Annotated in this window: 19 protein-coding genes, 1 tRNA gene and 1 pseudogene; 15 read left to right on the forward strand and 6 right to left on the reverse strand. The window is 62.3% G+C overall.

Going from position 1 to position 26,427, the window contains the following annotated elements; translation table 11 throughout:
* The first annotated feature begins 91 nt into the window (after nucleotides 1–91).
* From KA261_08080 to KA261_08090, 3 genes are read left to right on the forward strand one after another with little or no spacing between them, the layout of a single operon-like run.
* On the forward strand, nucleotides 92–883 hold the full coding sequence (locus tag KA261_08080) for an ABC transporter ATP-binding protein (protein MBP7697755.1): 792 nt from the start codon (nucleotides 92–94) through the stop codon (nucleotides 881–883).
* Nucleotides 873–3,557, forward strand: coding sequence for a Gldg family protein (locus KA261_08085; GenBank protein MBP7697756.1), 2,685 nt, complete (start codon nucleotides 873–875; stop codon nucleotides 3,555–3,557). The genes KA261_08080 and KA261_08085 overlap by 11 nt, the downstream gene beginning before the upstream one ends.
* Nucleotides 3,558–3,559: 2 nt before the next feature.
* Nucleotides 3,560–4,927 carry a DUF4340 domain-containing protein gene (locus KA261_08090; protein ID MBP7697757.1) on the forward strand — a complete coding sequence of 456 codons (1,368 nt, stop codon included), beginning with the start codon at nucleotides 3,560–3,562 and terminating at the stop codon, nucleotides 4,925–4,927.
* A gap of 60 nt (nucleotides 4,928–4,987) precedes the next feature.
* Here the strand turns inward: KA261_08090 and KA261_08095 are convergent, their stop codons facing one another.
* The 4 genes from KA261_08095 to KA261_08110 all read right to left on the reverse strand — a co-directional run bounded on the left by KA261_08095 (nucleotide 4,988) and on the right by KA261_08110 (nucleotide 12,572).
* Nucleotides 4,988–6,046, reverse strand: coding sequence for an NAD(P)-dependent oxidoreductase (locus KA261_08095; protein MBP7697758.1), 1,059 nt, complete (start codon nucleotides 6,044–6,046; stop codon nucleotides 4,988–4,990).
* Nucleotides 6,047–6,388: 342 nt separating this feature from the next.
* Nucleotides 6,389–8,344 (reverse strand): hypothetical protein, encoded by a 1,956-nt coding sequence (locus KA261_08100; protein MBP7697759.1) that lies wholly within the window; start codon nucleotides 8,342–8,344, stop codon nucleotides 6,389–6,391.
* A 178-nt stretch (nucleotides 8,345–8,522) separates the two neighbouring features.
* Nucleotides 8,523–11,351 carry a hypothetical protein gene (locus tag KA261_08105; protein MBP7697760.1) on the reverse strand — a complete coding sequence of 943 codons (2,829 nt, stop codon included), beginning with the start codon at nucleotides 11,349–11,351 and terminating at the stop codon, nucleotides 8,523–8,525.
* A gap of 102 nt (nucleotides 11,352–11,453) precedes the next feature.
* On the reverse strand, nucleotides 11,454–12,572 hold the full coding sequence (locus KA261_08110) for an AI-2E family transporter (protein ID MBP7697761.1): 1,119 nt from the start codon (nucleotides 12,570–12,572) through the stop codon (nucleotides 11,454–11,456).
* 482 nt (nucleotides 12,573–13,054) lie between these two features.
* Here KA261_08110 and KA261_08115 point away from each other — a divergent pair, with 482 nt between their 5' ends.
* Together KA261_08115 and KA261_08120 are read left to right on the forward strand one after the other, a co-directional pair.
* Nucleotides 13,055–13,360, forward strand: a complete 306-nt coding sequence (locus KA261_08115; protein MBP7697762.1) for a hypothetical protein — start codon at nucleotides 13,055–13,057, stop codon at nucleotides 13,358–13,360.
* Between the two features lie 186 nt (nucleotides 13,361–13,546).
* Nucleotides 13,547–13,900 carry a cupin domain-containing protein gene (locus tag KA261_08120; protein ID MBP7697763.1) on the forward strand — a complete coding sequence of 118 codons (354 nt, stop codon included), beginning with the start codon at nucleotides 13,547–13,549 and terminating at the stop codon, nucleotides 13,898–13,900.
* Nucleotides 13,901–14,071: 171 nt separating this feature from the next.
* Here KA261_08120 and KA261_08125 read toward each other — a convergent pair whose 3' ends face one another.
* A complete protein-coding gene (locus KA261_08125) occupies nucleotides 14,072–14,701 on the reverse strand; it encodes a superoxide dismutase (GenBank protein ID MBP7697764.1) in 630 nt (209 codons plus the stop codon).
* Nucleotides 14,702–14,903: 202 nt separating this feature from the next.
* On the opposite strand from KA261_08125, the gene KA261_08130 reads away from it, so the two are divergent.
* The 4 genes from KA261_08130 to KA261_08145 all read left to right on the forward strand — a co-directional run bounded on the left by KA261_08130 (nucleotide 14,904) and on the right by KA261_08145 (nucleotide 17,391).
* Complete coding sequence (locus KA261_08130; GenBank protein MBP7697765.1) at nucleotides 14,904–15,407, forward strand: BrxA/BrxB family bacilliredoxin; 504 nt, start codon at nucleotides 14,904–14,906, stop codon at nucleotides 15,405–15,407.
* A 381-nt stretch (nucleotides 15,408–15,788) separates the two neighbouring features.
* Entirely contained in the window at nucleotides 15,789–16,010 is a 222-nt protein-coding gene (locus KA261_08135) for a DUF378 domain-containing protein (protein MBP7697766.1), read from the forward strand.
* Between the two features lie 281 nt (nucleotides 16,011–16,291).
* Nucleotides 16,292–16,364 (forward strand) — tRNA-Lys (locus KA261_08140).
* A gap of 106 nt (nucleotides 16,365–16,470) precedes the next feature.
* Nucleotides 16,471–17,391, forward strand: a complete 921-nt coding sequence (locus KA261_08145) for a tyrosine-type recombinase/integrase (protein ID MBP7697767.1) — start codon at nucleotides 16,471–16,473, stop codon at nucleotides 17,389–17,391.
* 216 nt (nucleotides 17,392–17,607) lie between these two features.
* On the opposite strand, the gene KA261_08150 is transcribed toward KA261_08145, so the two are convergent.
* Nucleotides 17,608–18,822, reverse strand: coding sequence for an AAA family ATPase (locus tag KA261_08150; GenBank protein MBP7697768.1), 1,215 nt, complete (start codon nucleotides 18,820–18,822; stop codon nucleotides 17,608–17,610).
* 189 nt (nucleotides 18,823–19,011) lie between these two features.
* Between KA261_08150 and KA261_08155 the strand changes: the two are divergent.
* The 6 genes and pseudogenes from KA261_08155 to KA261_08180 all read left to right on the forward strand — a co-directional run.
* A pseudogene (locus tag KA261_08155) lies at nucleotides 19,012–20,384 on the forward strand (IS3 family transposase).
* Nucleotides 20,385–20,945: 561 nt separating this feature from the next.
* Entirely contained in the window at nucleotides 20,946–22,343 is a 1,398-nt protein-coding gene (locus tag KA261_08160; GenBank protein ID MBP7697769.1) for a BamA/TamA family outer membrane protein, read from the forward strand.
* Between the two features lie 159 nt (nucleotides 22,344–22,502).
* On the forward strand, nucleotides 22,503–22,715 hold the full coding sequence (locus KA261_08165; protein ID MBP7697770.1) for a DUF481 domain-containing protein: 213 nt from the start codon (nucleotides 22,503–22,505) through the stop codon (nucleotides 22,713–22,715).
* Between the two features lie 57 nt (nucleotides 22,716–22,772).
* Nucleotides 22,773–23,036: a DUF481 domain-containing protein gene (locus KA261_08170; protein ID MBP7697771.1), complete on the forward strand. Its 264-nt coding sequence runs from the start codon at nucleotides 22,773–22,775 to the stop codon at nucleotides 23,034–23,036.
* A gap of 13 nt (nucleotides 23,037–23,049) precedes the next feature.
* Nucleotides 23,050–23,211 (forward strand): hypothetical protein, encoded by a 162-nt coding sequence (locus tag KA261_08175; protein MBP7697772.1) that lies wholly within the window; start codon nucleotides 23,050–23,052, stop codon nucleotides 23,209–23,211.
* 768 nt (nucleotides 23,212–23,979) lie between these two features.
* Nucleotides 23,980–26,427: hypothetical protein (locus KA261_08180; protein MBP7697773.1), on the forward strand; the 2,448-nt coding region annotated here is incomplete at its 3' end.

Consider the following 26,427-nt stretch of genomic DNA (forward strand, 5'->3'; position numbering starts at 1 on the left):
TATTTTTGTAGCCATTTCCCGAGACGGGAAAATGGAGAGAAGCGACCATCGCGCGGTCGCGCTCTGACCGCAGAAACATGAGGGAGACACAATGACTGACACAGCGCATTCCGCCGTGATCGAAGCCCGCGGTCTCTCCAAGTATTTTGGGTCGTTTGTGGCGATCGAAGATCTGTCGTTCGCCATCCCCCGGGGCCAGATCGTGGCTTTCCTCGGTCCCAACGGGGCGGGGAAGTCGACGACCATGAAGATCCTGACTGGCTTCATGGCCCCGAGCAAGGGAAGGGCGACAATCGCGGGATTCGACGTGGGCACGGACCGTCTGGAGGTGGCGCGGCGGCTCGGCTACCTTCCGGAGAACGGTCCGCTGTACGACAACATGACGCCGTTGGAGATGCTGAGGTTTCTCGGCGAGGCGCGGGGCCTGGCGCCGCAGCGCCTGGCGGACCGCATCGAGGCGGTTAACCAGATCTGCGCTCTCCACCTGGTGCTGGAGAAACCGATCGGGAAGCTGTCGCGGGGGTACCGCCAGCGGGTGGGGCTGGCGCAGGCGCTGCTCCACGAGCCGGAGGTGCTGATTATGGACGAGCCGACGGCCGGGCTGGACCCGAACCAGATCCGCGATTTCCGGACAAACATCCGCCGGCTGGCGGAGGGCACGACGATTCTCCTGTCGACCCACATCCTGCAGGAGGTCGAGGCGGTCGCCCAGCGGGTGCTCCTGGTGCACAACGGACGGCTGAAATTCGACGGGACGCCGGCCGAGCTCGCCGCGGTCGGCTCGATGGAGAAGAAGTTCCACGAGCTGACCCGATCCAACGGGGCGAACGCGGCGGCGGGCGGCCCCGCGGCGGCAGAGGGAGGCGGCGCGTATGAAGGCTGATTTCCGGATCAACGGGACGGCGGTCGGCGCGATCGCCCGGCGCAATTTCCTCTCCTATTTCGCCAGCCCCACCGGCTACGTGTTCATCACCCTGTTCATTTTCCTCTCGGCGGCCGCCGCCTTCTGGCAGGAACGGTTCTTCGCCGACAACCTGGCCAATCTCGACCAGCTCAACCAGTTCTTCCCCTACCTCCTCCTGTTCTTCGTCCCGGCGCTCACCATGGGGATCTGGGCGGAGGAGCGGCAGCGGGGGACCGACGAGCTGCTGCTGACGCTTCCGGCGACGGATCTCGAGGTGACGGTCGGCAAGTACGCCGCCGTGCTCGGGATCTACACGGTGGCGCTGGTGATCTCGGTGTCGCACGTGCTCGTGCTCTTCTGGCTGGGCAGCCCGGACATCGGCCTCATGTGCGCGAACTACGCGGGCTACTGGTTCATCGGGGCGGCGCTGCTGGCGGTCGGCATGCTGGCCTCGCTGCTGACCGCCAACAGCACGGTGGCGTTCATTGTCGGCGCCGTCTTCTGCTCGTTCTTCGTGTTCGTGAACTCGGCGACCTGGGTGGTGAGCGACGCGGTGCAGGGTTTCCTCGCGCCGCTCGGAGTGTTCGAACACCTCGCCGAATTCGCGGGCGGCGTGATCAGCTGGCGGGCGATCCTCTATTTCGCCTCGATCGTCGGCGTGATGCTCTACCTGAATGTCATTCTGCTGGGCCGGCGGCACTGGCCGGCGGAGGCGGGCGGGTACCGGTTCGGGCTGCACCACGCGGTGCGCGCAGCCTCGCTGGTTGCGGCCGTGATCGCGCTCAATGCCCTGATCGGCAGCGACCGGGTCCGCCTGGACGTCACTGCCGAACAGCTCCACTCGCTGGCCGACCAGACCGACGAGCTCATTGACCAGATTCCCGACGGGCGGCCGGTGTTTATCCAGGCCTTCGTGTCGCCGGAGGTGCCGCGCGCCTACGTCGAAACGCGCGCCAACCTGCTGGGGAAACTGCGCGAGCTCGATGCCGTGGGCGGCGACAAGGTGAAAGTGGTGTACCACGAGACGGAGCCGTTCTCGGGGGAGGCGCGCGAGGCGCGGGAGAAATTCGGCATCGGGCCGCGGACCGTGCTGAGCACGGAGAGCGCGCGCACCTCGACCCAGGACATATTCCTCGGCGTGGCTTTCACGAGCGGGCCGCGCGAGGAAGTCATCCCGTTCCTCGACCGCGGCCTGCCGGTCGAGTACGAGCTGGTGCGCTCGATCCGGGTGGCGGCGAACACTGAGCGCAAGCGGATCGGCGTCCTCCATACCGAGGCGAACGTCTTCGGCGGTTTCGATTTCGCCAGCATGGGGTCGCTGCCGCCCTGGCCGATTGTCGAAGAACTCAAGAAGCAGTACGAGGTGGTCGAGGTCGACGCGTCGCAGCCGCTGCCGAAGGATCTCGACGGTGTGCTCGCGGTGCTGCCCTCCGCCCTGCCGCAGGCGCAGCTGGACAACCTCAAGGAGTACGTCCTCTCGGGCGGTCCGACGCTGCTTCTGGATGACCCGCTCCCGGTGTTCAACATCGGCCTGTCGCCGCTGCTGCCGGCCGAAGCGGCGCGCAACCCGTTTACGAGCCAGGGGCAGCCGACGCCCGAGCCCAAGGGGGACATCCAGACGTTCATGAAAGAGATCGGAATCTCCTGGAACCCCAGCCAGATCGTCTGGGATACCTACAATCCGCACCCGGACCTGCAGGAGCTGCAGTACGAGGTGGTGTTCCTGAGCCGCAACAACGAGACGGCGGAAACGTTCAACGACCGGTACCCGGCCACCGCCGGCCTGCAGGAACTGGTCATGTTGTTCGGCGGGTTCCTGTTCAAAGCGGTGGACTCGCCGTTTGAGTTCCAGGAACTCCTCCGGACCGGGCGGCAGTCGGGCGTGTTGCCCTACCAGGCGCTCGTGCAGCGGGGGTTCCTCGGCATGGGGTTCAGCATCAATCGCAACCCGCGGCGGGTGGCCACGCCGGAGAGCTACGTCATGGCCGGGCGCGTGCTCGGGTCGGGGACAGTCCGGGAGGGGGACTCGGCGCGGGCCGCCCAGGTGAACGCGATCGTGGTGGCCGACGTCGACTTCATCACGGAGCAGTTCTTCGCCATCCGCAGCCAGGGGCTGGGGACGGTGGCGTTCGACAACGTGACGTTTTTCCTCAACTGCATGGACATGCTCGTCGGCGACTCGTCGTTCGTGGCGCTGCGCAACAAGCGGGTCGCGCACCGGACGCTGGAGACGGTTGAAGCGCAAACGCAGGAGTTCGTGCGGGAGCGGCTCGCCCGCGAGAAAGAAGCCGAGGAGGAGGCCCAGGCGGCGCTCGCCGAGGCCCAGCAGCGCCTCACCGAACGGGTCAACGAGGTGCGCAACCGGACCGATCTCGATGCGCAGACCAAGCAGATCATGGCGCAGAACCTGCAGGAAGTCGAGAACCGGCGGTTCGAGGTGCTGAAGGCCAACATCGAGGCGCAGAAGCAGGCGCAGGTCGCCGCCGCCAAGGAGGACGTCGAGGGGGCGATCCGGGGCATCCAGACGCGCATCCGGACGCTCGCGGTGCTGCTTCCGCCGATCCCGGTGTTCGCGTTCGGGGTGTTCATTTTCGTCCGGCGGCGCCGGCGGGAACAGGAAGGCGCGGCCGCCGCGCAACGGTTGAGGAGCTAGCCATGACGGAGAACCGAAAGACGCTTGTGTTTGTCGGCGCGGCGGCGGTGCTCACGGCGCTGGCGTTTCTGCTGGCGCCGTCGACGCCCACCCCCGACGAATTCGCCGACCAGGGAACCCCATTCTTCCCCGATTTCACCGACCCGAACACGGCCACCACGCTCGAGGTCGTGGAATTCGACGAAGCGACCGGGTCGACGAAGCCGTTCAAGGTGACGTTCGAGAACGGGCGGTGGGTGATCCCCTCGCACCACAACTACCCGGCCGATGCCGCCTCGCAGCTCGCCCAGACGGCGGCGGGGGTGATCGAGATTGCGCGCGATGACTTCCGCTCCGACAACGCCGCCGACTACGAGGCGCTCGGTGTGGTCGACCCGCTCGGCGAAGGGGCTGCGCTCTCGGGGCGCGGCAAGCGCGTGACGATCCGCGGCCGGAACGGCGAGGTGCTCGCCGACCTCATTTTCGGCAAGAAAGTCGAGGGGCGCGACGGGTTCCGCTACGTCCGCCACCCGGAGGAGAAACGGGTTTACGCGGCGAAAGTGAATATCGACATCTCCACGCGGTTCCAGGACTGGATCGACCCGGACCTCCTCCAGCTCACGAGGAGCGATATCGAGCGGATCGAGGTGAACGACTACTCGATCAACGAGCGGACGCGCAGCGTGGACCGGCGCGGGCAGGTCGTGCTCACGAAGGGCGAGGACGGGGGGTGGAAGATGGCCGGGCTGCCGTCCGGGCAGACGGTGGATTCGGCGACCGTGGCGGCCATGCTGGCGACCCTGGACTCGCTCAAGATTGTCGGCGTGCGGCCCAAACCGGAGGGTCTGTCGGCCTCGCTCCGCCAGGACGAGCAACAGGTGTCGATGAGCCAGGCCGACCTGCTGTCGCTCCAGGGGAAGGGGTTCTACCTCTCGCGCGACGGGCAGCTCATGTCGAACGAAGGGGAGCTGCTCGTGCACACGCGCGACGGCGTGGCGTACACGCTCCGGTTCGGCGAGGTGGTGTACGGATCGGGGCTGGAGGTCACGGCGGGGACCGAGGACGATCAGTCGCCGGAGCCGCAGGGCAACGCCCAGAACCAGTACCTGTTCGTAACCGCGGAGTTCGATCCAAAACGGCTCCCCGAGCCGAAGCGGCCGTCGGACACCTCATTTGTCGGCAAGCCGGACAGCCTGCTCAGCGACGCCGACCGGCAGCAGCGGAGTCTCTACAACGCGTGGCGGGCGTGGCAGGGGAACGCGGAGCGCGGGCGGAAGAAAGCGCAGGAACTGAACACGCGCTTCGCCGACTGGTACTATGTGATCTCCCACGACAGCTTCCGGAAACTGCACAAGTCGCGGGGGGACCTGGTCGCGGCAGGGAAGGATTGAGAAGGGCGGGCGCCCGCAGCGGCGCCCGACCCGCGGATCCGGCCGGCCGCGCCGCCCCGGCTACATGAACTTCTTTATCAGTTTCAGCACGCCCTGGTTCCAGCCGACGCGGTGGGTGACGCCCGACTTGAGATGCTTGAGTTCCTCCTTGTGCTCGAGGTACCAGCGGTGCGAGGAGATGAGGGCGTCCTGGTTGGAGAAGCTCGACTTCCAGCCGAGCCGCTCTTCGATTTTCCGGGTGGACACGTAGGAATCCTTGTCGGCGGTCCCGTAGATCCACTTGTAGAGCGGGGAGATGCGGAGGAACTCGAAGAAGGCGAGCGTGCCTTTGACGAGTTTGGCGGGGGTCGGCTGCACGCGCGCGCCGGTGCCGGCGAATTCACAGAGCGCCCCGACGTCGGTCTTGACTTTCTCAAAATGCTGGGCGCCGACGTTGAAGACATCGTTGGTCCGCTCCGGTTCGGCCGCACCGGCCAGCCAGATCGCCTCGACGAGGTCGCTCACTTCGAGCAACTGGTAGAGGTTCTCGCCCCGGCCGATGATGGGGATGCGCTTGCCGGAGTCGACCCAGTCATAGAGAATCTGAAACACGCCGAGCCGGGCGGTGCCGATGAACGTCTTGGGGCGGATAATCGTGATGCACAGGCCGTCCCGGCGGAACTCCCGGCAGATCTTCTCCCCTTCGATTTTCGTCTCGCCATAGGCACCGACGCCGACGAGGGGGTCGTCCTCGATCAACGGGTGTTTCTCCGGGACGCCGTAGACGGCCGTGGAACTGATGAAAATGAAGCGTTCGATGTTGCACTTGCGGGCCTGCTCGAGCGTGGTGCGCAGGCCGCCGATGTTGGTCGAGAAGATCTCCTGGCGGTTCCAGAGGGGGAGCGCGGCGGCGCAGTGGATGATCACCTCGATGCGGTGGTCGCGAATGAGACGGTACATTCCCTCCGGATCGCGGACATCCTGGTTGACCAGAAGGGCGTCGGGAGGGTATTCGTCTTTGAAGAAGGGGGCGATGTCGTTGAGCGCGAGAAACCCCACGCCGCGCCGCGGGAGATTCTGCGCCAAATGATATCCAAGGTAACCGGCGCCGCCGGTAATCAGTACGCGTTTGCCTTTCATGTTCCCACCTGTTGGTGTGCTCCGGGATGCCGCCGGAGTCTCTCTGTTGGGGTCAGGACCACCCCGGTATTGACCCGCTCCGCACTCCGCGCGACGCGGCGAGTCGGATCTCCCGCCCGCTTTCGGCGGGCTCGGAGGCCCGATCTCCATCAAGGTCCGGCACTCTGGAACGGCGTTCGGGACAGCGTGTCCTGATCGGCCCGCCCCGTCGAGGGAGCGGGAGGCAATATAGTCCATAGATGGGAGAAGGCAAGGCGGAAATGGCGCCGCCCCGTCCGGGCGCTGCGGGGGGGGGCGGCGCGTATCGCGCGGCGCCGGGTGTGTTGTCCGTCCGGCCTGTTCTCAACAGGCGGCCGGGAGCGGTCCGGAGCGGAACAGGTAGTCGATCAGGAGAGTCAGATCCGACACCTTGATTGCTCCGTCGGCGTTCGCGTCGCCGTGTTCCGCGCACGCCGGAGCGGGACCGCCGCGAAACAGGTAGTTGATCAGGGCGGTCAGGTCCGAGACTTTCACGGCTCCGTCGTCGTTGAAATCGCCGCGGAGCACACAGCAGGTGGCCGCGCGGCGAACCACCCGCCCGTCCGACCAATCGGTCGCATCGCCAAGCGCGTAGCGATGCGCCCGAACGCGCCAGTGGTAGGCGGAGAGCGCCGGGAAGGCGGCGGCGTCGACGACGGTGTCGGCGGCGGAAACGTCCAGGACGGCCAGGATGGTGCTGAAGCCTGCATCGGCGGCGATCTGCACCGTGTAGTGGTCGTCGTTCTCCCTCCAGCACGTCGACCAGCGGAGAGCGACGGTATCATCGGTCGGGCCGAGTGCGACCGCGGAATCCGGAGGGCTGATCAGCCGGGGAGCCAAAAACGGAATCTCCCAGTTGGCGCCGTAGACGTCCTGGTTGCCGTTGCGCGTGTCGGTCCAGGCGGCATGGAGGTAGTTGTTCCGAATACTGACGCCGATGTATTCGGCGATGAGGCCGGCCATGGGAGCGAGCGCGGATTTTGCGACCGGGGCGGGAGCGTCCGGACCCGGGCGGTCGCGGTCCGATTTTTTGAGCGAACTCGGATTGATGGAGACTTCCGACACGCGGTGGTTGCGGGTGAAGGATGCGCCGCCGTCGAACGAATACGCCGCATACACATCGAAAAGGTAGTGATTGGCCGGATCGGTGCGCTGGTCGTACCAGATACAGGCGAGCGTGCCCTCGTCATTAATCACCAGCCACGGGTGAAACTGGTCAGTGCTGTCGGTGTCTCCCCCCAGGCCGTCGTTGATGCGGATCGGTTCGGACCAGGTTGCGCCGCCGTCGAGCGATCGGAGGAAGTCGATCTCGTAGTCGAAAAACGATCCGACGGTATCCATGTTCGCGTAGGCGACATAGAGGTTGCCGCCGTGGGGGAAGGCGGAGAGGTCGGCGGCCACCACCGGCTGGTTGTAGACGTCGACGAACCCGTCGACCTGGCCCCAGTTGCCGAAGGTGGTGCGGATAAACTGCGGCGGGCCGAACGTCGCACCGCCGTCGGTGGACTTCACGCAATGGAGCGCATAGGAGAAGTTGCAGTCGGGGTCGGCCCACACGCCAATCCAGAACACATAGACGCTGCCGTCCGCTCCCACCAGCGGGTTGGCAAACTGACCGGCGTCGACATCCGTCCAGCCGCAGTCGGTGAAATCCCAGGGCTGGCCGACGATGACGGGGGGATCGAAACCGGCGGCGCCGTCGGTCGAGCGCGCGAACATGATCCGGGTCGGGTTGGGAAAGCGGGCCCAGGCCGCGTAGACGTTTCCGGAGTGGGGGCCGGTGGTGCGATCGACCGTAATGAACTGCTTGTCCTCGAAATATGGTCCCGACGTTCCCTCGACGGTCACCGGTCCGCTCCACGTCATCCCGTTGTCAGTGGATTTGAGGAAGCTGATGAAGGAAGAGTCGGTAAACTGGTAGGCGGGCACGTAGTCGAGGACGCTGATATAGAACGTGCCGTTGCGGTCCACCGTCAGGGTGGGGTCGGATTGCTGTTCGCCCACCTGCTGGGTCGGCGGGATCAGCCAGTCGACCCAGAAGTCGGGGGAGCCGAATGCGATGCCGATCGCGACCTGGCGGTAGCCGAGGCGGAAGTCGCGCCAGACCGCCACCACTCTCGTGCTGTCGAGCGGGGAGATCCAGATCTGTTCCTCGTTCTGCAGCTCATAGTAGGGCGAGGAAATCGGGTAGTTGGCCGGGATGGGGGGATCGGCCGCGAGTGCGGATCCGGCCGCCGCCACCACAACCGCCACCAAGACCAGCAGTAATCCAGCCTTCATAGTGATCCTTTCCTGAGCGGGCGGGCTTCGATGACATCGGGATAGTATATAGGACTAATATAGTCCGGTCTACGTGCGGACGCAAGTCGATTCTGCCGCCCGCGGGTGCGGGGGCGTCAGGCACAAGAAGCGGGCGGAGCCGTACCGGCCCCGCCCGCAAGATACCATCGTCGAACGGTCACTTCTGCTGGTACGACTCGAACCCGCCGGCGAATCCGGGGCCGTAGAGGACGGCGTTCAGGAGGAGTTGTCGAGTGCCGTAGGTGTAAGCCCGGAACGTGGGGTCGCCGGCGAACATGATGATCTGTCCCTGGCCCTGGCGTTCGTGAGTAATGTACGCGCTGCCGGCCCAGCGGCGGCGGGCTTCCGGCCAGAGCAGACCGGCCAACCGCAGTTTCATCTCGTCGGGGGTGAGCCGGGCGACAGCGGTGACCGGGGATTTGGCCAGCCAGCAGTCATCGGCCCAGACGAACACCGGCAGGCGCCGGCCGAGTCCGAAGGCGAGGTAGTGTTCGGGATTGAGGTCGGCCTGCAGGATTACGCCGCGCGGGTGGAAGCGGCGCGCCCAGCGGTCGGCTTCCTCGTCCGATCCCGTCGCCCGGCCCTCCCGCTCGCCCTTGTCCTCTTCTTTGGCGGCGGACACTTTCTCCGGATGCCAGAGCGCCATCGTGTCGACGACCGGCGCGTCGGCGGCGATTTCCCGCTGCAGGGCGGCATCGTAGTCGCCCAGCCTCGACAGCACCTGGCTGCGGAGGCGCACCGCGGAGAGGCTGCCGGCGGTGTCGGCGGCCCAGTCGCCGCTCGAGCCTATGAGGATGAGCGTCCCGCCGTCGCCCACCCACTTCGCGATCTTGCCGGGAATTCCTCCGCCGAGGAGATCGCCGAGTCCGCCCCACGAATCGGGAATGATGAGCACGTTGTAGGACGACAGGTCGGACCAGGCCATCCGGTCGAACGACACCAGCGAATGGGGCATCCCCAGTTGCCTGTCGATGGTGAACCAGAGTGAGCCGCTGGTGCCGGAGCTCAGCGGCATGCCCACGGCGAGCGCCACCCGGGGCTGGCGGAGCAGACGGAAAGTGCCCGCCCCAAGCTTCGAGCCGATCTCGGAGTACCCGGTGCTGATGCCGCGGATGTCAATTCCCACCTCGGCCGCGAGGCGGGCGACGATGTCGGGGAGGTTGTCCGGATTGCCGCGCCGGCGAAGCACGAGCGCTCCCGCCCCGTAATCGCGCCCCTCCAGGCGAAACGGTTTCTCGGCCGCGTGGACGGTCACATCTTCAGCAAACAGGCGATTGAGCACAAGGTAGGTCTTCTCGCCGACCATGTCGACGGCGTAGCCGTAGGAGGCGTCGGCATTGTGGACCCCCCCGCCGGCGGGCGCGGCCTCGGTGATCGGCTCGACCGCTGCCGGGAGACGGCCGGTCGTGAAGTAGGCGTCCAGATTGTACAGGAGAGGCACCGACCAGGCCGAGGTCTCGTACATGCGGGTTTCGCCGTGCTTCTCCAGTTCCCTCCGCTCCTCCTCGAGGAACGACTTGCTCAGATGCGGGTCGAACTCGAGGATGGCTTTGGCCAGGGCGCCGTGGGGCTGGGCGGTGCTCACGATGAAAGTGCCGGCTGGGAACGCGGTGCGGCCGCGCGGCTCATTGTACGCATTCAGCGCCGACGGGTCCGCGAAAGAATCAGTCGCGCGCGTCACTTGAATGCCCTGGGCGACGAGGGAGCGGATAAAGCGGCTCATCTTGATTTCGTCCCGGTCGGGGGGGAAGAGGAACGTGAGCCCGCCGGCGCGGCCGGCCTCGGTGATCTCTTTCCGGGAGCGGTGGTAGTCGCGCAGGATATCGGCGCGGTGGTCGGCGGTCGTTTTCAGGTTGGCGAGCGACGAGGTGAACTGGTGGTTGACCGCCTCGTGGTAGGTCAGCAGGTAGTCGCCGCTCTGGCGGACGAACCGGCCATCGACGCCCGCCTGCTCGTAGAGGATTCCGACCGCGCCGAAAAACGTCGGCCAGGCGGAGCCGTAGCCGACGTACCACTGGTCGTTCCACTCGCCCGTATAGTAGGGCCAGCCGCGGCGGTCGAGCGCCGCGGCCTGCTCGCGGCCGTACACCTCGTACCACTTCAGCACGTTCGCGGGAGTGTTGGGGTTGATCGGCTCGCGCGGCGGCGAAAACAGAAAGGTGCCATCTGAGCCCATCTCGTGCCCGTCGATTACGAGCACCGGGTGGTATTTGACGATGCTTCGCACGCGGCCTTCGGTCTCCGGCTGGGTCAGGAGGATCCAGTCGCGGTTCAGGTCGAACCAGTAGTGGTTGCCCCGGCCGCGCGGCCAGACGCCGGAGTGCTGGAGTGACCAGGGATCGTAGTTGGGCGTGGCGCTGCGGTAGGTCTCCAGCATCGCGAGATAGCGCTCCCGGCCGTCGGGATTCTCCGACGGTTCGATCAGGATGACCAGGTTTTTGAGCAGGTGGAGCGTCGCTTCGTCGCCGGCCGCCGCCAGATGCCACGCCAGGCGCACCGCGGCATCGCAGCCGGAGATTTCGTCGCCGTGGATGCTGTAGGCGAGCCAGCAGAAAGCCGGGAGGTCGCGCACCTGCGCGTCGAGTTCGGCGGCCGAGCCGAACGCCTCCGGGTCGGCGACCTTGTCCATCGCCGCGCGGAGCTCATCGAGACGGGCGAGGTTCTCGGGAGCCGAGATGATCAGGTGGTAGAGCTCGCGCCCCTCGTGCGTGAGGCCGTGGGGTTCCAGCAGAACGCGGTCGGAGGCGTCGGCCAGTTTCCTAAAATACGCGTCCATCTCGTCCCAACCGGCCGGCCAGACGCCGACCGGCTCGACTAGGAAGTCGTTCGGGTTGGGCACGGCCCGGTCATACACGCTGACGTCATAGAAGGGGACGGTGTCCTGCGGCAGATCGGGGTCGTAGGACGGGTGGGCGCCGGCGGCCGACACGGCCTGCCACGCCATGAGAGCCGCCCCGAGGAAGGCTGAGCGAAGCACGTGAGTCATACGCGATCTCCTAGTGCGCGAAGGTGGCTTGTCCATTCGGGATAAGAAACCGGCGGGGCCAGGGGGTGTAAAGGGATTTTCTCGCCGCGCGGCGGCGGCGCCTTACGGCCGAGAAGTCGGGGCAGGGGGAGCCGCGCCCGCGCTGTCGGCCTCGGACTGCCCGTCCTCGGGCGTGTGCATGCGGATCTCGAGAAGCCGGACGAGGGCGACAAAAACCGCGGCGATGAGCGGCCCGATCACCAGTCCCAGCAGGCCGAACATCGCCACCCCGCCCATGATGGCGAAAAACAGCAGCAGCGGATGCATCTCGGTGCGGCCGGCCACGAGGTAGGGGCGAATGATGTTGTCGCTCTGCGATATCACCACCGTGCCGATCGCGATGACGAGCAGGCCCTTGACGACCGAGCCACCGAGAATGAGAATGATGCCGGCGGGGATATACACGATGAAGGCCCCGAAAACCGGGATGATCGACAGAAAGAACATGAGAGCGGCCCAGAAAAGGGCCGAGGGAATGCCGACCGCGGCGAACAGGATCCCCCCGAGCGTCCCCTGGATGAGGGCGACGATCAGCCCGCCGTACATCGTCGCATAGATCACGTCGCGCAGCTTCTCGGTGACCCGGTCGACCTGCTCGGTCGGCAGCGGCACCAGGCGCTTCACCTTGCGGACGAGCTCCGCGCCGTCGCGGAAAAAGTAGAACATCGTGAAGAGCATGAGGACGAAGTGAAAGATGGCGCGCGTGGCGTTGGTAATGAGCCAGGAGGTTTGCGCAAATATGATACCCGTGATATTGTCCAACCCGTCGCGAATCAACTCGTCGACGTTGAGCTTTGAAATGTCGAAGTACTGGGAGAGGCGGAGCTTGACAGCCTCCAGCCAGGGGGGAGTGGCCCTGAGGATTTCATCGAATTCCCCCGCCTCGTACATCTCGTTCACGGCCGCCACCGCGTCGGCCGCCTCGCTCACAATCATCGCAAACAGATAGCCGAGGGGGCCGATGATAAGCAGGAGGATGCACAGGCACATGATGAGCGCGCAGGCGCCGGGAGAGTGGATGCGGCGCAGGAGCCGCTGGTAGAGCGGGTAGAAGAGGATCACGAACACGCTCGCCCAGGCGATCGGGACCAAGAAGGGGATGATGAGCCGGTAGAAAAGGTAGACGAAGACGGCGGTGAAGATCAGAAAGAGCAGGCCGAGCAGGTATTCCCGTTTCATCATTCGCTATCCGATTGGCGTGAGTATCTCCGGAGCAGTTTACGGCAATTGCGGGTGGGGAGCAAAGTAAAAAGCGGGGCGGGGGGTTCGCGGAGGTTGGCGGCGGCTACGCAAGTTGCTGCTGTGCAATATCTTGTCTCATCGCTAGGCGGGCGAGGAAGTGATCCGGGAGAATTGATCTGCAGCGGGGCGCCGGCTGTGGCCGCATCGGCCGGAGATGGACGGGGGTTCTCTTTTTTCGGTTCCTCGCGAAAAGATAAGCGCTTGGGGTCAAGGATTTTAGGAATAGGTCGAAAATTAAATAAAGAAAAACCGACGGCGGGCATTGAGTGTCTCGCTCGGTGCTCGTGAATTTAAACGCATTCATTAAGAAGGAGTCTGGTATGGCTACGCGTAGAACCAACACTGCCCGTCGTGCTGTGCCGCGTCGTCGCGCTTATCAGCGCAAGGTTACCCGTCCGTGGTCTCGTCAGGAGATCCAATTCATGCGGCGCTACTACCGCCAGTACGAGACCTCATGGATCGCCCGTCAGCTGAATCGGACTGTCTACTCGGTTCGCTACAAAGCCTGCAGCCTGAACATCAAGAAGGCGAACCCGAACGTGTGGAAGGGGAACCGGGGCACCAACAACGCGTGGAATTCCTTCGCGCCGAAGACCGGTACCCGCCGTCCGACCCAGAGCCGGACCACGCGGACCCGCCGCACGCCGCGGACCCGGCAGTGGAAAGCGACCGGCTGGCATCGCCAGAACCGGCGTTCCACCCCGCGCCGCCGCAACCGCAACTGGTAAGGACGCCGACGGCGCTGCCGAACAGAATACGACGTACCTTTCATAGATGACCCGCGGGCGCTGCTCCGCGGGTCATTTTTTTTGGAGGGGAGGCTTCCCCCGCCCGGCCGCGGCACGGGATCTTCCCGCGGGATTGCCCGCCGCCGGGCGACATGCTATATTGCCGGACAGAAGGAGATTCTTGTTATGCCGGTAATCAAATACAGCCAGGTCGCGCGCCCGCCGGTCGAGGGGGCCGACATCGACGGGATGACCGGGGGACCGGTGATCGGCGAGGACCAGGGGTGGAAAGAAAATGTCCTGCGAGTGTTCCGACTGGCGCCGGGAGGACACTCACCGCGCCACCAGCATGCCTGGGAGCACGTCAACTACGTTATCCGGGGACGGGGGCAGCTCCAGATCGGCGAGACTGTCCACGAGCTGGCCGAGAAAGACTTCGCCTTCGTGCCGGGGGAAGCGATGCACCAGTTCTCGAATCCGTATGACGAGGATTTTGAGTTCATCTGCATCATTCCGAATCTGAACCGGCCGCCGTATTAGCCGGGAGGGAAGGGGGGTCTGCAAGCAACCGCGGCCGCCGGCGGTGAAGCCGGCGGCCGCGCGTCGTCACGAGGTACAGCACGGGAAATCAGGGATATCGCCCGGGCGCATTCATTCTGCAAACCCGGCCGCACGGTCGGATGCCCCGGGCCTTCGGCCCTCGACCCCAACCTACTTCTTCGCGTTCTCGTAGTTCCTGTTTGCCTGGTCCCAGTTGAGGACTTCGAAAAACGCCTCCACGTAGTCGGGGCGGCGGTTCTGGTACTTCAGGTAATAGGCATGCTCCCACACATCGATCCCCACGATCGGCGTCGCGCCGTTCACGAGGGGGCTGTCCTGGTTGGGAGTGGCGGTAACCTCAAGGCCGTTGGGACCGAGCACAAGCCAGGCCCAGCCGGAGCCGAACTGGTTCTTGGCGGCGTTGCCGAAGAGCTCCTTGAACTGCGCGAAGCCGCCGAACTTCTGCGTGATCGCCTCGGCGACCGGACCGCCGAATTTCGTCCCCTTCTTCAGCAGCGGCCACAAGAGGGCGTGGTTGGCGTGGCCGCCGCCGTGGTTGCGAACCGCGGTGCGGATATTCTCCGGAACGCGGCCGAGACCGCGCAGGAGATCGTCGACCGCCAGCGCCTGAAGGTCCGGATGGTCGGCGAGCGCGGCGTTGAGCTTGTCGACATAGGCCTGGTGGTGCTTGTCGTGGTGGATTTCCATCGTCCTGGCGTCGATGCAGGGTTCGAGGGCATCGAAGGCGTACCCGAGGGCGGGGACGGTGTGCAGGCGGGGGGCGGTTTTTGTGGTTGCCATACGAACAAACCTCCGTTAAATTGCATTAATTGGAGCTATAAAGTCTCCGTTTCCTTCGTAGTACTATGGTAACACGCGGCGCGCCCGCCGGTTCCCGCCGGCCGCCGCGAACCGGCCGTCCGCAGCCCCGCACCGGGCGGGGCGCGGCGCCGAGGCGCGGGAACACAATTGAGGAGATGAGTCGATGGAAGCTATGGAGTCGATGTATGACCGCCGCCTGGTGGCCCCGATGTGGCAGGAGCTGCAGGAGATCGGCGTGCAGCCGCTGACCACACCGGAGGCGGTGGAGGCCGCGATGGAGGAGACGGCCGGGACGACCCTGGTCCTGGTCAATTCGGTGTGCGGGTGCGCCGCCGGCAGCGCCCGCCCAGGCCTGGCCCTCGCGCTGCAAAACGAGCGGATCCCGGACCGGCTCTACACAGTCTTCGCCGGGGTCGACCGGGCCGCCACCGAACGGGCGCGCACCTTCATGCCCGGCGTGCCGCGCTCGTCACCTTCGGTCGCTCTGTTCCGGGACGGCAAGCTGGTGTTTGTGCTGCCGCGGCGGGCAATCGAGGGGAAAACCGAGAGCGAAGTGGCCCAACTGCTGATCCCGGCGTTCAATGAACACTGCACGCGGAAAGGGCCCTCGGTTCCGCGCGAACAGATGCTGGCGGTGTATCGGCAGTATGAGCCTCCCTGCAGCTCAGAGTTGCGGGTGAAATAGCAGTTCAAAACAACACGGTCGAGTGAGGACAGGTCGGGCAGGTGTTTGAGCTCCTGCCCGTTCTTCTTGGCAGGGTACGGAATCCGGGTCTCGACGATCAATTATATTAGACAAACACTCAATGTGATGGGGTGGGTCGTTACGATTGTACTCTGTACGGGGAGCCGTCCGTCACGCCAAGAACAATGTTGTACATTGTTATACAGCCATTTACGCGAAAAGCATCGGTTGCCGTCGCGACCCGGAACTCTCACGTGGGATTATCGGTTATATTTTACAACGATTAGACAATAATGCAACAGAATAGCACAACGCCAAGGTCGAAGCAAGCCATTGCCGGTACGCTGAGACAAGGGACACGAAAAGGAGAAGACGAAGACCATGAGGACATTTGACGCCATCCCTGCCGCTCTGCTGGTCATCGGCGGGCTCAACTGGGGCCTGGTCGGGCTGTTCCATATCGACTTAGTCGCGCTGGTGCTCGGCGACGGGACCCTGCTCAGTCGCCTGATCTATGTCGTCGTCGGACTCAGCGCCGCCTACCAAGCGATGCAGTGGAAAGCGATTCAGCGGCGCAGGAGCGGGAAAGCGGTCGCTGCCTGAACCCCTCTGTTGTTGTGTTCCCATCCGGTCCGCCCGGTCCTTCGGGACCGGGCCGGGCCAGTCAAACGCTATCGGGAGACGGTGCGCGATTGGGCAGGCGGTGTTCGAAGATATGGGGACGCGCCGGGCGGCAGCGGGGGCGGGGCGTTCCGAGCGGGGGGCGCAAAAAGACCTTGATTTCGCCGGGGTGGGCCGTTATTCTCGTTGTTGCCTGGCCTTGGGGCCGGGCGCTGTGCGACAATGAGACGGAAACCACCGGGTTTCCCCGAAAGCTGAAAATTGCGCCATTAGCTCAGTTGGTAGAGCAGCTGACTCTTAATCAGCGGGTCCGGGGTTCGAATCCCTGATGGCGCATTCTTCTTTGGGCACAGCAATCGGTTACGACTCCTAATCACACTGACTGCTGACCTCAGAGAGGCCAAAAGGGCCTCTGATCGGAGGAGTCATGCGAACCAGTGTGATGAGCAAGGCCGACAAGGTTGAACAAACCTGGCGGGGTACCGTATTCGAGCCGTATCTGTCAGCCTTCCGGTTCGACAGCCAGGTCAGAAACCTCACCCCCAAAACGCTCGACTGCTACCTTGAGCGGTTGGGCGACCTGTTCGTGAGCCTCCAAGAGCAGGGCAAATCGCTCCCCGAAGTCGACAAGGCGACGGTTCAGGGCTACGCGCTTTCGCTCAAGGGGCGTGTATCCGACGAGACCATCAACGGCCGGATTCGGGTCTATCGCCGGTTCTTCGGCTTCCTCGTCGATAAAGGGCTATGGGAGTCCGACAACCCGATGACCGGCGTCAAGCTCCTCAAGACCGCTAAGAAGGTCAAGCCGGTGGTTGATCCCGAAACCGTGCAGAAGATCGTCGCCGGCATCAGCCGGGACAGCTTTGAGGGGATGCGCAACCTCCTCATGGTGCTCCTGCTGTGGGACGGTATGATGCGCAAGAATGAAATGCTCGGGCTGAAGGTCTCCGACATCAACCTCAATGACCATCTGGCCAAGGTGTTTGGCAAGGGTCGGAAGGAGCGCATGGTGCCGCTCGGCGTCAAGACCCTCAAGGTCCTCCACCAGCACCTCATCAGGTGGCGGTCGAAGTATCCCGGCGACCATTTGATCTGCATGCGCAACGGTGAGCCGTTGACTGGCCGCCACTGCCACAAGGTCATTCAGGACCTCGGCAAACGGCACGGCATTGTCCTGTATCCCCATCTTCTGCGTCATTCGGCCGCGACGTGGTACATCCGCCAGGGCGGTAATCCGGCCGTGTTGCAAGGCATCCTCGGTCGCACGAGCTTGCTGGTGACCCAAAATTACCTGCATCTGTCGAGCCAGGACGCCGTCAACAGCCACGCGCAGTTCAGCCCGAGCAATTGTTTGAGGGTCTGAGTCGTTTGTGATGATGGCTTTAGTCGGAAACCGAGAGCCCCGGAACGTACTGGGGCTTTCTCATGTCCATGCGGGCTGGGCGAGACTCAAACTCGGTTCCTCTGCCCAGCAGTCAGAGGCCCTGCCGCCGGATGCCGCCTGCTGAGAATCAACGACTTACGCGTCCGCAAGAACTTCTCTCGCCCGCAAATCTGGGGCCCTTGCACGAGGCCGATACTAGTTCTCCCGATGGGCAGGGCGTATTACTCTCACCAACGGCAGGATGCGGCCCTCGTGCGGGTCAGTCATCGAGAAGAAGGCGCTCCGCGCCAGGTGAAACCGCGCTCTGACCAACCCCGTGGGTCCCGTCTTGTGCTTGTCGATTTTGAAGACTGCTCCCCAGTACTCCTCCCGGCCATCATCACGACCTCCCGTTCTCCCGTCGTCCTCCTGAATGGAGTGCCCCGCCTGCTTGTTCATGAGTATCTTCGGCACCCAGGGGAACAGAATCAGGTTGGCATCCTGCTCCAGCGCTGGCGACTCCTTGAGCATTGTTGCCGTCGGCAGGTCTTTTGGTCCAAGATTCTCATACTTCCGACTCAACTGCGCCAGGGCAACAACCGCCACGTTCAGCTCAATCCCCAGCTCCTTCAGATCGTTGGAGACCCGCTCCATCTCGGCGGCGCGCTGGTCGTTCCGGTTATCCGACCGCATGGCCTGTACGTAGTCGACGATGATGCAGTCCAGGCCGTTGGCACGCTTCAGGCTCCGAGCCAGAGCCGCAGCGCCGAGAATACTCCGCGGGGGATCGTCCGGTATAGAAAGCCCGCCGAAACACGTCTTGAGTGAGTGAAAGTCTTCTATGGCCCGTCGCTGCTTCGCGGAGAGTTCTCCGTGAACCAACCGGTCTCGAGCAATACCCGTCTCAAATGTGATCATTCGTTGATGGATATCCTTCGGGGGCTGATCCAGCGACAGGAAAAGAATCCTGGCGCCCCTTACACAATTGTGAATGGCGATGCCCACCGCAAAGGACGTCTTCCCCATGCTCGGCGGGCCTCCGATGATTGTCATTTCACCCTTGAAAAGACCGACCACCTTTTCGTCCAGCTCCCGGATGCTGGTCGTCAGATACTCACCCGACTTCGTGTTCGTCTTGCGAGACAGAATGAGGTCGATCTCCTGCGACAGCAGGTGTTCCATTCCGGGGTCGTCGGTTCGTGGCGTGGCGACCGCCCTCATCAGTTGTACCGTAACTCGCTGGGCCGACTCAAGCGGTTGCGTACGATCCTGGCACACCGCAATCAGCCTCCCGCTCAGTTCAATGATCCGACGTCGAGATGCGTCCTCCTGCACGTTCCTGGCGTAAGACACCACGTGGGAGGTGGTCGCGACATCCTCGACCATCTCGACGAGGGCGGTTCGACCGCCCACCTCCTCCAGTCTACCCACGCGTTCAAGTTAGCTAGCGACTGTCTGAATGTCGATTCCCTTTCCTTCGGCGTACACATTTTGCACAGCGTTGAAGATCAGTCGGTGGGCTCGTCGTAAAACTGCAGCGGTTCAGCTGAAGTTGGACACGGAGGGGCTTCTTGTTAAGACGCAGTTAATGTAACTTGGTCTTAACGAAAGGAGTTGTCGATGAGTGCCACGCAGAGCCAAACTCCGGAAGCCGTGGTGAAGGAGATTCGGCTGAAGACGCGGCGGAAGTTCACGGCGGAGGAGAAGATCCGGATCGTGCTGGAGGGGCTGAAGGGAGAAGCGAGCATCTCGGAGTTGTGCCGTCGGGAAAGGATTGTCAGCAACCTGTACTACCGCTGGAGCAAGGACTTCCTGGAGGCGGGCAAGAAGCGGCTCCAGGGGGATACGGTTCGGGAAGCGACCAGCAGCGAAGTGATCGGTCTTCGGGCTGAGAACGAGCAGCTCAAGCAGTTGGTGGCGGAGCTGTCGCTGAAGTACCGCCTGACGAAAAAAAGTCTGACTGGTCTGGAGTGAGGCGACGGCGTCACATGCGGCACAGTCAGTCCGAGAAGCTTGAGATCATCCGGGTGGTGGAGACGTCATCACTCGGGGTGAAACAGACCCTGCGGGAGCTGGACGTGAACCGGAGTACCTTCTCCGCCTGGTACCGGCGATACCAGGAGCGGGGGGACGAGTCTCTGGTCGACCGGACCTCGCGCCGCTGTCAGTTCTGGAATGCGATCCCGCCCTGGGTGAAGCAGAAGGTGGTCCAGACAGCCTTGGAGCATTTGGAGAAGTCACCCCAGGAGCTGGCCTGGTATCTGACTGATACCCAGGGGTATTACCTCTCGGAATCGAGCGTGTACCGGATCCTGAAGCTCAACGACCTGATCACCAGTCCGGCCTACACGGTCCTCTCGGCCAAGGACAAGTTCGACCAGCCCACCACCCGGGTCAACCAGCTCTGGCAGACCGACTTCACCTGCCTGAAGATCATCCACTGGGGCTGGTACTACTTGTCGACGGTGCGGGACGATTATTCCCGGTATATTCTGTCCTGGCGGCTCTGCTCGGGGATGTCGACCGAGGATGTCAAGGCCACCATCGACGATGCGATTGCCGTCACCGGGGTTGACCATGTCTATGTCAACCACCGGCCGAGAGTGCTCTCGGACAACGGGTCGGCCTATGTCTCCGGCGCCCTGCAGGCGTACCTGGCCGAGCGGGGGTTCACCCACACCCGGGGGAAACCGTACCATCCCATGACCCAGGGAAAGATCGAACGGTATCACCGCTCGCTGAAGAACATCCTGCTGCTGGACAATTACTACTGTCCGGATGATCTGAAAGCGGAGATTGCGCGGTTTGTGGATCACTACAACCACCGGCGGTACCATGAATCGCTGGGCAATGTGACCCCGGCGGACGCTTATACCGGCCGTGCGGCCGCGATCCTGCAGCAGCGGGAGAGAACGAAACGGGAGACTATTGACCGGAGAAGAATCGAGTATCGGAAAAGCCATTGCGAACAGCCAAAGTGTATCTTAGCTTGAAGTGTAACGTGTCCGAATTAGCTGAAGACGTACAGTCTACAAGAAGGACGAGAGTGGCAGTTGGAGTAAGTACGATGACGGGGAGTGGTCGGACGTAGACAGACCTTCTCACGCCGACGACGGGGCGCACGTGGGGACGACTGAGCAGACCCGGAGCGGCGGAACGCGGCAGCCGGAGGCAACGGCCACTCAGTCTGGCGCCGACAAGAAGGCCGGCGCCAAGGCGCAGCCGGCGGATCAGGCGCGGAAAACTCCGGCGACGGGCGATCAGGGTGCAGGCGCGCGCCCGACCCAGCCCAGCGGCGGTACTGGGACAAAGATCGCGCCGACACCGGCGCGACCGCAGACAGAGGCAAGCGACGCCGGACATGCTTCTACGCTCAGTCAACTTGAACGCGACCGCGCGGCGCGATCGCAGGGCGCGAAGCGCACCAGCAACTACAGCAAACAACGGAGCTGGAGCCCCAAGGGGGGTTCATCGGCCCGATCCCGCAGCAGCTCAGGAGGCAACAGACGGTGAACACTGGAGGGGTAGGCAACGCATCCGGAGATTTGAAGACGATGGAGCTGTCGAATGGAGCCAGTCCCGATAACCGGGTCGACGCCTCCGGCCTGGCGGTCCGCAGTGCGCTATCGGCGTTGCTGTTCGGTCTGGCAATACTTGTAGGTCTCCGCGGCGATCCAGCTCTCGCAGGGAAAGTAGTCCAGGCTGACTACTCGGCATTCGAGGGGCTCACGATCATCAGGATCGAGATCTCAGGCAATCAGCACACTAAAGAAGTAATCATTCGCCGCGAACTGCTGACAGAGGCGGGAGACTCGCTGAACCTGGCCACCATGCAGTCAGACCTGGTTCGACTCACGAAGTTGCCGACGTTCAGCGCAGTCCAGATAGTGCCGAGGCGGGAAGGCGACGGAGTCGTGTACGCCGTTACCGTCGATGAAACGGCCCGGTTTATTCCTACCATCCTGCCCGGCAACAGCGAGGAAAACGGCTGGTATGCCGGGCCGATAATATCGACGCCCAACTGGCTCGGCCGGGCGATCACTGCCAGCGTCTCGGCCCAGTGGGGCGGGATCACAAAGTACTCCTTTTCAGCGACCAGTCCGTGGCTTCTGCCCGCACGCCATCAACTCTCTGTCTCGGTAGGACAATTTTATCAGGAGCGGGAAGACAAGGTCCGCGAGAGCCAGGAGATTACATCGTCCTCCAGCATTCGCGCCGTGTTCTACCCGGGGCGAAGGCGCATCCTCAGCATCGGACTCGGATTCCAGTATCTGCGGACGATGAGCAGCAAACCCGGCATAACGCTCTCCCCGACCAATCACGACCACTTGTATCGCCCCGAATTGCTCCTGCGGATCAATTCCATAGAGGATCCGCTTGATCCCCGGTGCGGCTGGGTCGGCGGTTTTCAGGAAAGGACAACGGGCGGGCTTCTCGGCGGCGATGGCGACACCTGGCGCACGCAGGTGGACATCGCCCGCTACCAACCCATCACGGAAAGAAGCGTCCTCGCCGTGGGAGCGGTCTTCGACCACCAGACCGGTGTCGTCGATGAAGACATCCCGGGGTACCTCGTGTATCTCCTCGGCGGCGGGAGCAGCGTTCGCGGCTACTCACGCACTGAACTGGGCAAGGTACTCTACGGCAAGAACCAGTTTCTGGCCACGGCCGAGTACGGCTACTGCATTTTGAGCCCCCGGCAATTCATGCTGTTCGGTAAGTCATTCCTGTCGTTTCGCGCGGGATTAAACATCGTTGGCTTCATCGATTACGGTGTCGCCTGGACCGACGCCGAAGACCTGAACATGGATCGCTCCAGGACGGGCTTCGGTATCGGGTTACATGCCATGGTGCCGGGAATCGAGCGCATTCGCCTCGACCTCGGGATCAGTCAGGACGGCGAGCTGGAAATTCACATCGGAACGCGGTCCAAGCTGGATGCACAGAGGTAACGACACGCATTGTCGACCGACTTCAAGGATAGACCTGATGCTGGTTCACGTATCATCAGGTCGGTACGCGGCGAGATTACATAACCGAAGGTTAGGAGGTTTCATGAAAGTGCCACTGCCCGTTTGCTGCCTTGCCCTGGCCTGTCTGCTGGCTGCAGGGTGCATCTCTTCAACGCAAATGACTGGCGTCTGTCGCTCAGTTCCGATATCTCCCTTACGTGCCGGCTATTCTTCCGCGTGCCCGATGCCGAGTATCTTCACGATGCCGAGCAAAACCTCTCGTACCGCGCAACCGTGGGCGCTGGCGCCGGGCACGATTTGATCAAGACCCCCCGCACCGAATTACAGGTGTCGGTCGCACCGGCGCTTTAGAAGAGCGGATTTGAGACGGTCGAGTCCGGTACCGATGCGACGGAGCAATCGTCGGCTATGCTGTGGGGCGCCGAATTCCGCACTGATCTGATCAAGCAGCTTGACTTCGCCTTCGAATACCGCGGCCAGTTCACCGGCAGCGGTTCGGGCAGCAACATCCACCATTCCGTGTCCACGCTGCAGTTCGAGGTTCACGAGCGGCTGACTCTCGACTTGTCGTTCACCTGGGACTGCGTCGCCGAGCCCGAGCCGGATGAGAATGGGGTGACGCCGGAGAAGGACGACATCAAGATTGTCACCTCGCTCGGGGTGCACTTCTGATGAAAGCGATGGGATGGCCACAATGGGGTGGCTCTTCCTGGAGCACTTCGTAACTCCAATTCTGGTATCGACCGTGATTCTGGTCGCGGGGATGTTACTCGTCTACGACCTGGCCGACGCCGAAGGCCTCCAGACCGCCATTTCGACGCCGGTCGTTCTAATCTGCGGCCGGTGATGGCGACGAGAAGATGAGGACTGTGCGAGCACCGGTTAGCAGTGATTAGGACGATCTTGCGATAACCGCACGGAATCTCCTGGTCGAGCTTTCGATGGGTGATTGGCGGTCGGCTGAGCGCTTCAGCCCAGGCGGAGTTGGAGACACGTCTCTGAGCTACTATTGCGCAAGGGGACGGTCACAATTCGGTCACCATGACCCGTAAGTCCTTGTGCCACCACACAAGTCGGGGGTTCGATTCCCCCACCTCCATTAGTTCTAAGTCTATACAAATCAATCGAGTACAACGACTACTGGGGCCGGACGAATCCCCCGAACCCCCGTCCACCCCCCTATATCCTGCAATAAAATAGAATATCTTGAAACGGAAATGGTCACAATTTGGTCACACTGCGTTTCAGGTAATCCCGTGAACAATTCACCCGAGCACGAGCCAAGAGATCTTTCGCCGAAGGTGAGCCTTCGCGCGATTAGGGCCGAAGGGTGACCGTATTTTTCGCGCGATTTCAAAGCCCCCGTACACTATCTTAACGTAAACTCGCTGACCATCTCTCCGCCATTCCGGGCGGATGAAAGGAGAGTTGTGCTATGCGTTCCTCACACGTGTGGCTCGCACACTCGGCCGCGCAGAAGCTCATTTCGTGGTTTCAATATCAAATACCTCGACAGGCTGACACCAGGTGGCGACACCATTTCATTCTCCTCATTCTGGTGGGCACTGTTCTTCTTCTCTCTTCCACTCTGTCGGCTGAGTCACCGGAGTATCGAGTGATCGAGATACCGGTTCCAATTTACGATGCGCACTTGAGTGACGACAGTTCATTGGTGGCTGGAACAACATCCGACATGCGCACGTGGTCATGGAAGGACGGAGAGGTAACGTGGCTGCCGATGGGCGGCTCAATATATCAGGCATCTGTAGGTGCCATCGACAACAGCTCAACTGTTGTCGGATGGATCGATGATTCATCTTCGGCATGGGGAATCCATGCGTGCGTGTGGCAGGACGGCAAATTAAGCATCCTCGATGGAGGGACGTGCTGTGTGCCAATATGGGTAATGGACATCAACACTCCCGGAACGATGATTGGGAAGATCGTGGACACGTCTAATTATGCTGCGAACTATCCGTTCATTTACAGCGGGTCCGGATTGGTGTCACCTTTGGTTGACCTTCCACTTTTCCAGTTCCATGCCATAAACGACGCCAATGCCGTGGCCGCCACTGCCAGATTCCAAGGCAATCAGTATGGGAGAGCCTGCGTATACGATAACGGAACAGTCACCTACTTGAGTGGCTCCAATTCCAACGCATATGATATAAACAACTCCAATCACGTACTCGGTGAAGATGGGTCGGGCGGATTCTGGCTGTGGAATGACGGAACAAAAATACCGGTGGGGTTGCGCCGGACAACGGGTGAGTTCGGTAACAGCGGCCTCAATGATTTTGATGTCGTTGTAGGATATGTAGACACCCTGGAGCGGAGATATGCCGCCGTATGGCAAGACGGCGTCACTCGTATCCTCGATTCTTTGATCGATCCGGCCCTGGGTCTACATCTTTATTCTGGGTTTGATATCAATAACAAAGGAGAGATACTCTGTAACGGAAACAACGGCTCAAATAGCTATTGGTATCTTCTTGTACCCGATACCGCACTTGTCATCCGCGATGCGAAGAACGACATCATTCCGAACGTCGCATTCAGTCTCATCAAGGTTGCCAACGATCCTCCCTTCTTTACGGAGGACACGCTCGGCTCATTCACGACAGATAGCGACGGAAGACTGAAGATGACTAGGATAGGGGCAGACACGCTTGCGGTAAGTCTGAGTACGGGTACGAAGAAGCTTGTCATCGGGGACAGCCTCAAGATTGCCAAGCATGTGCAAAGTGTGCCGGCGGCGAAGCACACCGGTGTATTGGGCACGATGTACTCGGTCCACCTCGACAATGCCCGTTTTGGCGACGACGGCCACGTGTACTTTGATCGACTTACCGGGGGTTGCCAGGATATCGTGCTTAATCATACCGAGCTGCGTTACAACCTGTTGGTGTCGGTGGGATGGGAAGCGACCTATGATTACCTGCTATCGCTCGAGGATAACTTCGTGCTCATGTCCGACTATCTATACGATGTCACCGACGGCCAGCTGCGGCTTGACACGGTGTACATAATCGATAACGGCGCATTTCAAAGTAGTGCCGACGTTATCGTGTATGCCAGCAACTTCGTGTGGCCCTGCGCCAATGCGGGAGGAATCCTGACCGGCGGGGCCACGCACATCTACATGCCGCGCATTTGGATGGGTGATTCGACTTCTTCCAGGAACTACACCGACAGAGTGTATCCGCTGAACCTCACGGCGTGGTCCGGGGACTACCGCACCAAGGCGCACGAGTTCGGCCATTATGCTCTCGGTTTCTTTGACGAATACCTGTTCCGGGATCTCCTGCCGTTTATCTATACCGCCAACGATAGCCGTCGTTGCGTGCCCCCCAATATCTTCAACTACGGCTTTATGGACCGCCCGTACGAGGGCACGGGTGTGATGTCATCCGAGATGTCGGGGGCATTCAGATATGAAATGGAATCGTGCCGCAACACGAATCAGTGGGGAGTGCACGGAATGTCGTGCTGGGATCACTTTGAGCGCTGGGTCGAAGCGGTTCCCTGGGGGACAGATAATCTGAATGTCCCGATCCTGAAGCCGAGTCTGACGGACCAGCATGAGCGCATTGTCACTGAACCGGGTGTCTTTTTTACCGGACCGAACAACAATTTGTCCAGTCCTAATTATCATGTGGGCCTCTTGATCGAATTCCCTCACGATCCTTCCGTCCAGTCGCCCGGGTATTCCGATAAACACGTTACCGTCAACCATCCTCGCGGCGGAAGCAATGCCAGCCTGCGACTGATAAACGACGCAGGAACCGGTGAGCGGACCATGATCTACGAAGGACGAACCTCCGATGCGGCTGGGGCATGGGTGGTGGGGATAAAGGATGCCGATTACCAGATACTTGTCAGCAAGGGACCGGGCGGGGATCAGCCGTTACCGGCGCCGGCAGTTGCCTCGCCGGCAGAAGTGACAACTGACTGGCTATATGGAATAGCTCAGTCCGACGGTTCCAAAGTGAGTCGCATCGGCAATCGGTTTGTGTCTAATAGTACCGGGGATAGCCTTTCAATTGATTTGAATCAGGTCCAC

It is taken from the genome of Candidatus Zixiibacteriota bacterium (genome assembly GCA_017999435.1).
In the GTDB taxonomy this organism is placed as follows: Bacteria; Zixibacteria; MSB-5A5; order GN15; family FEB-12; genus JAGNLV01.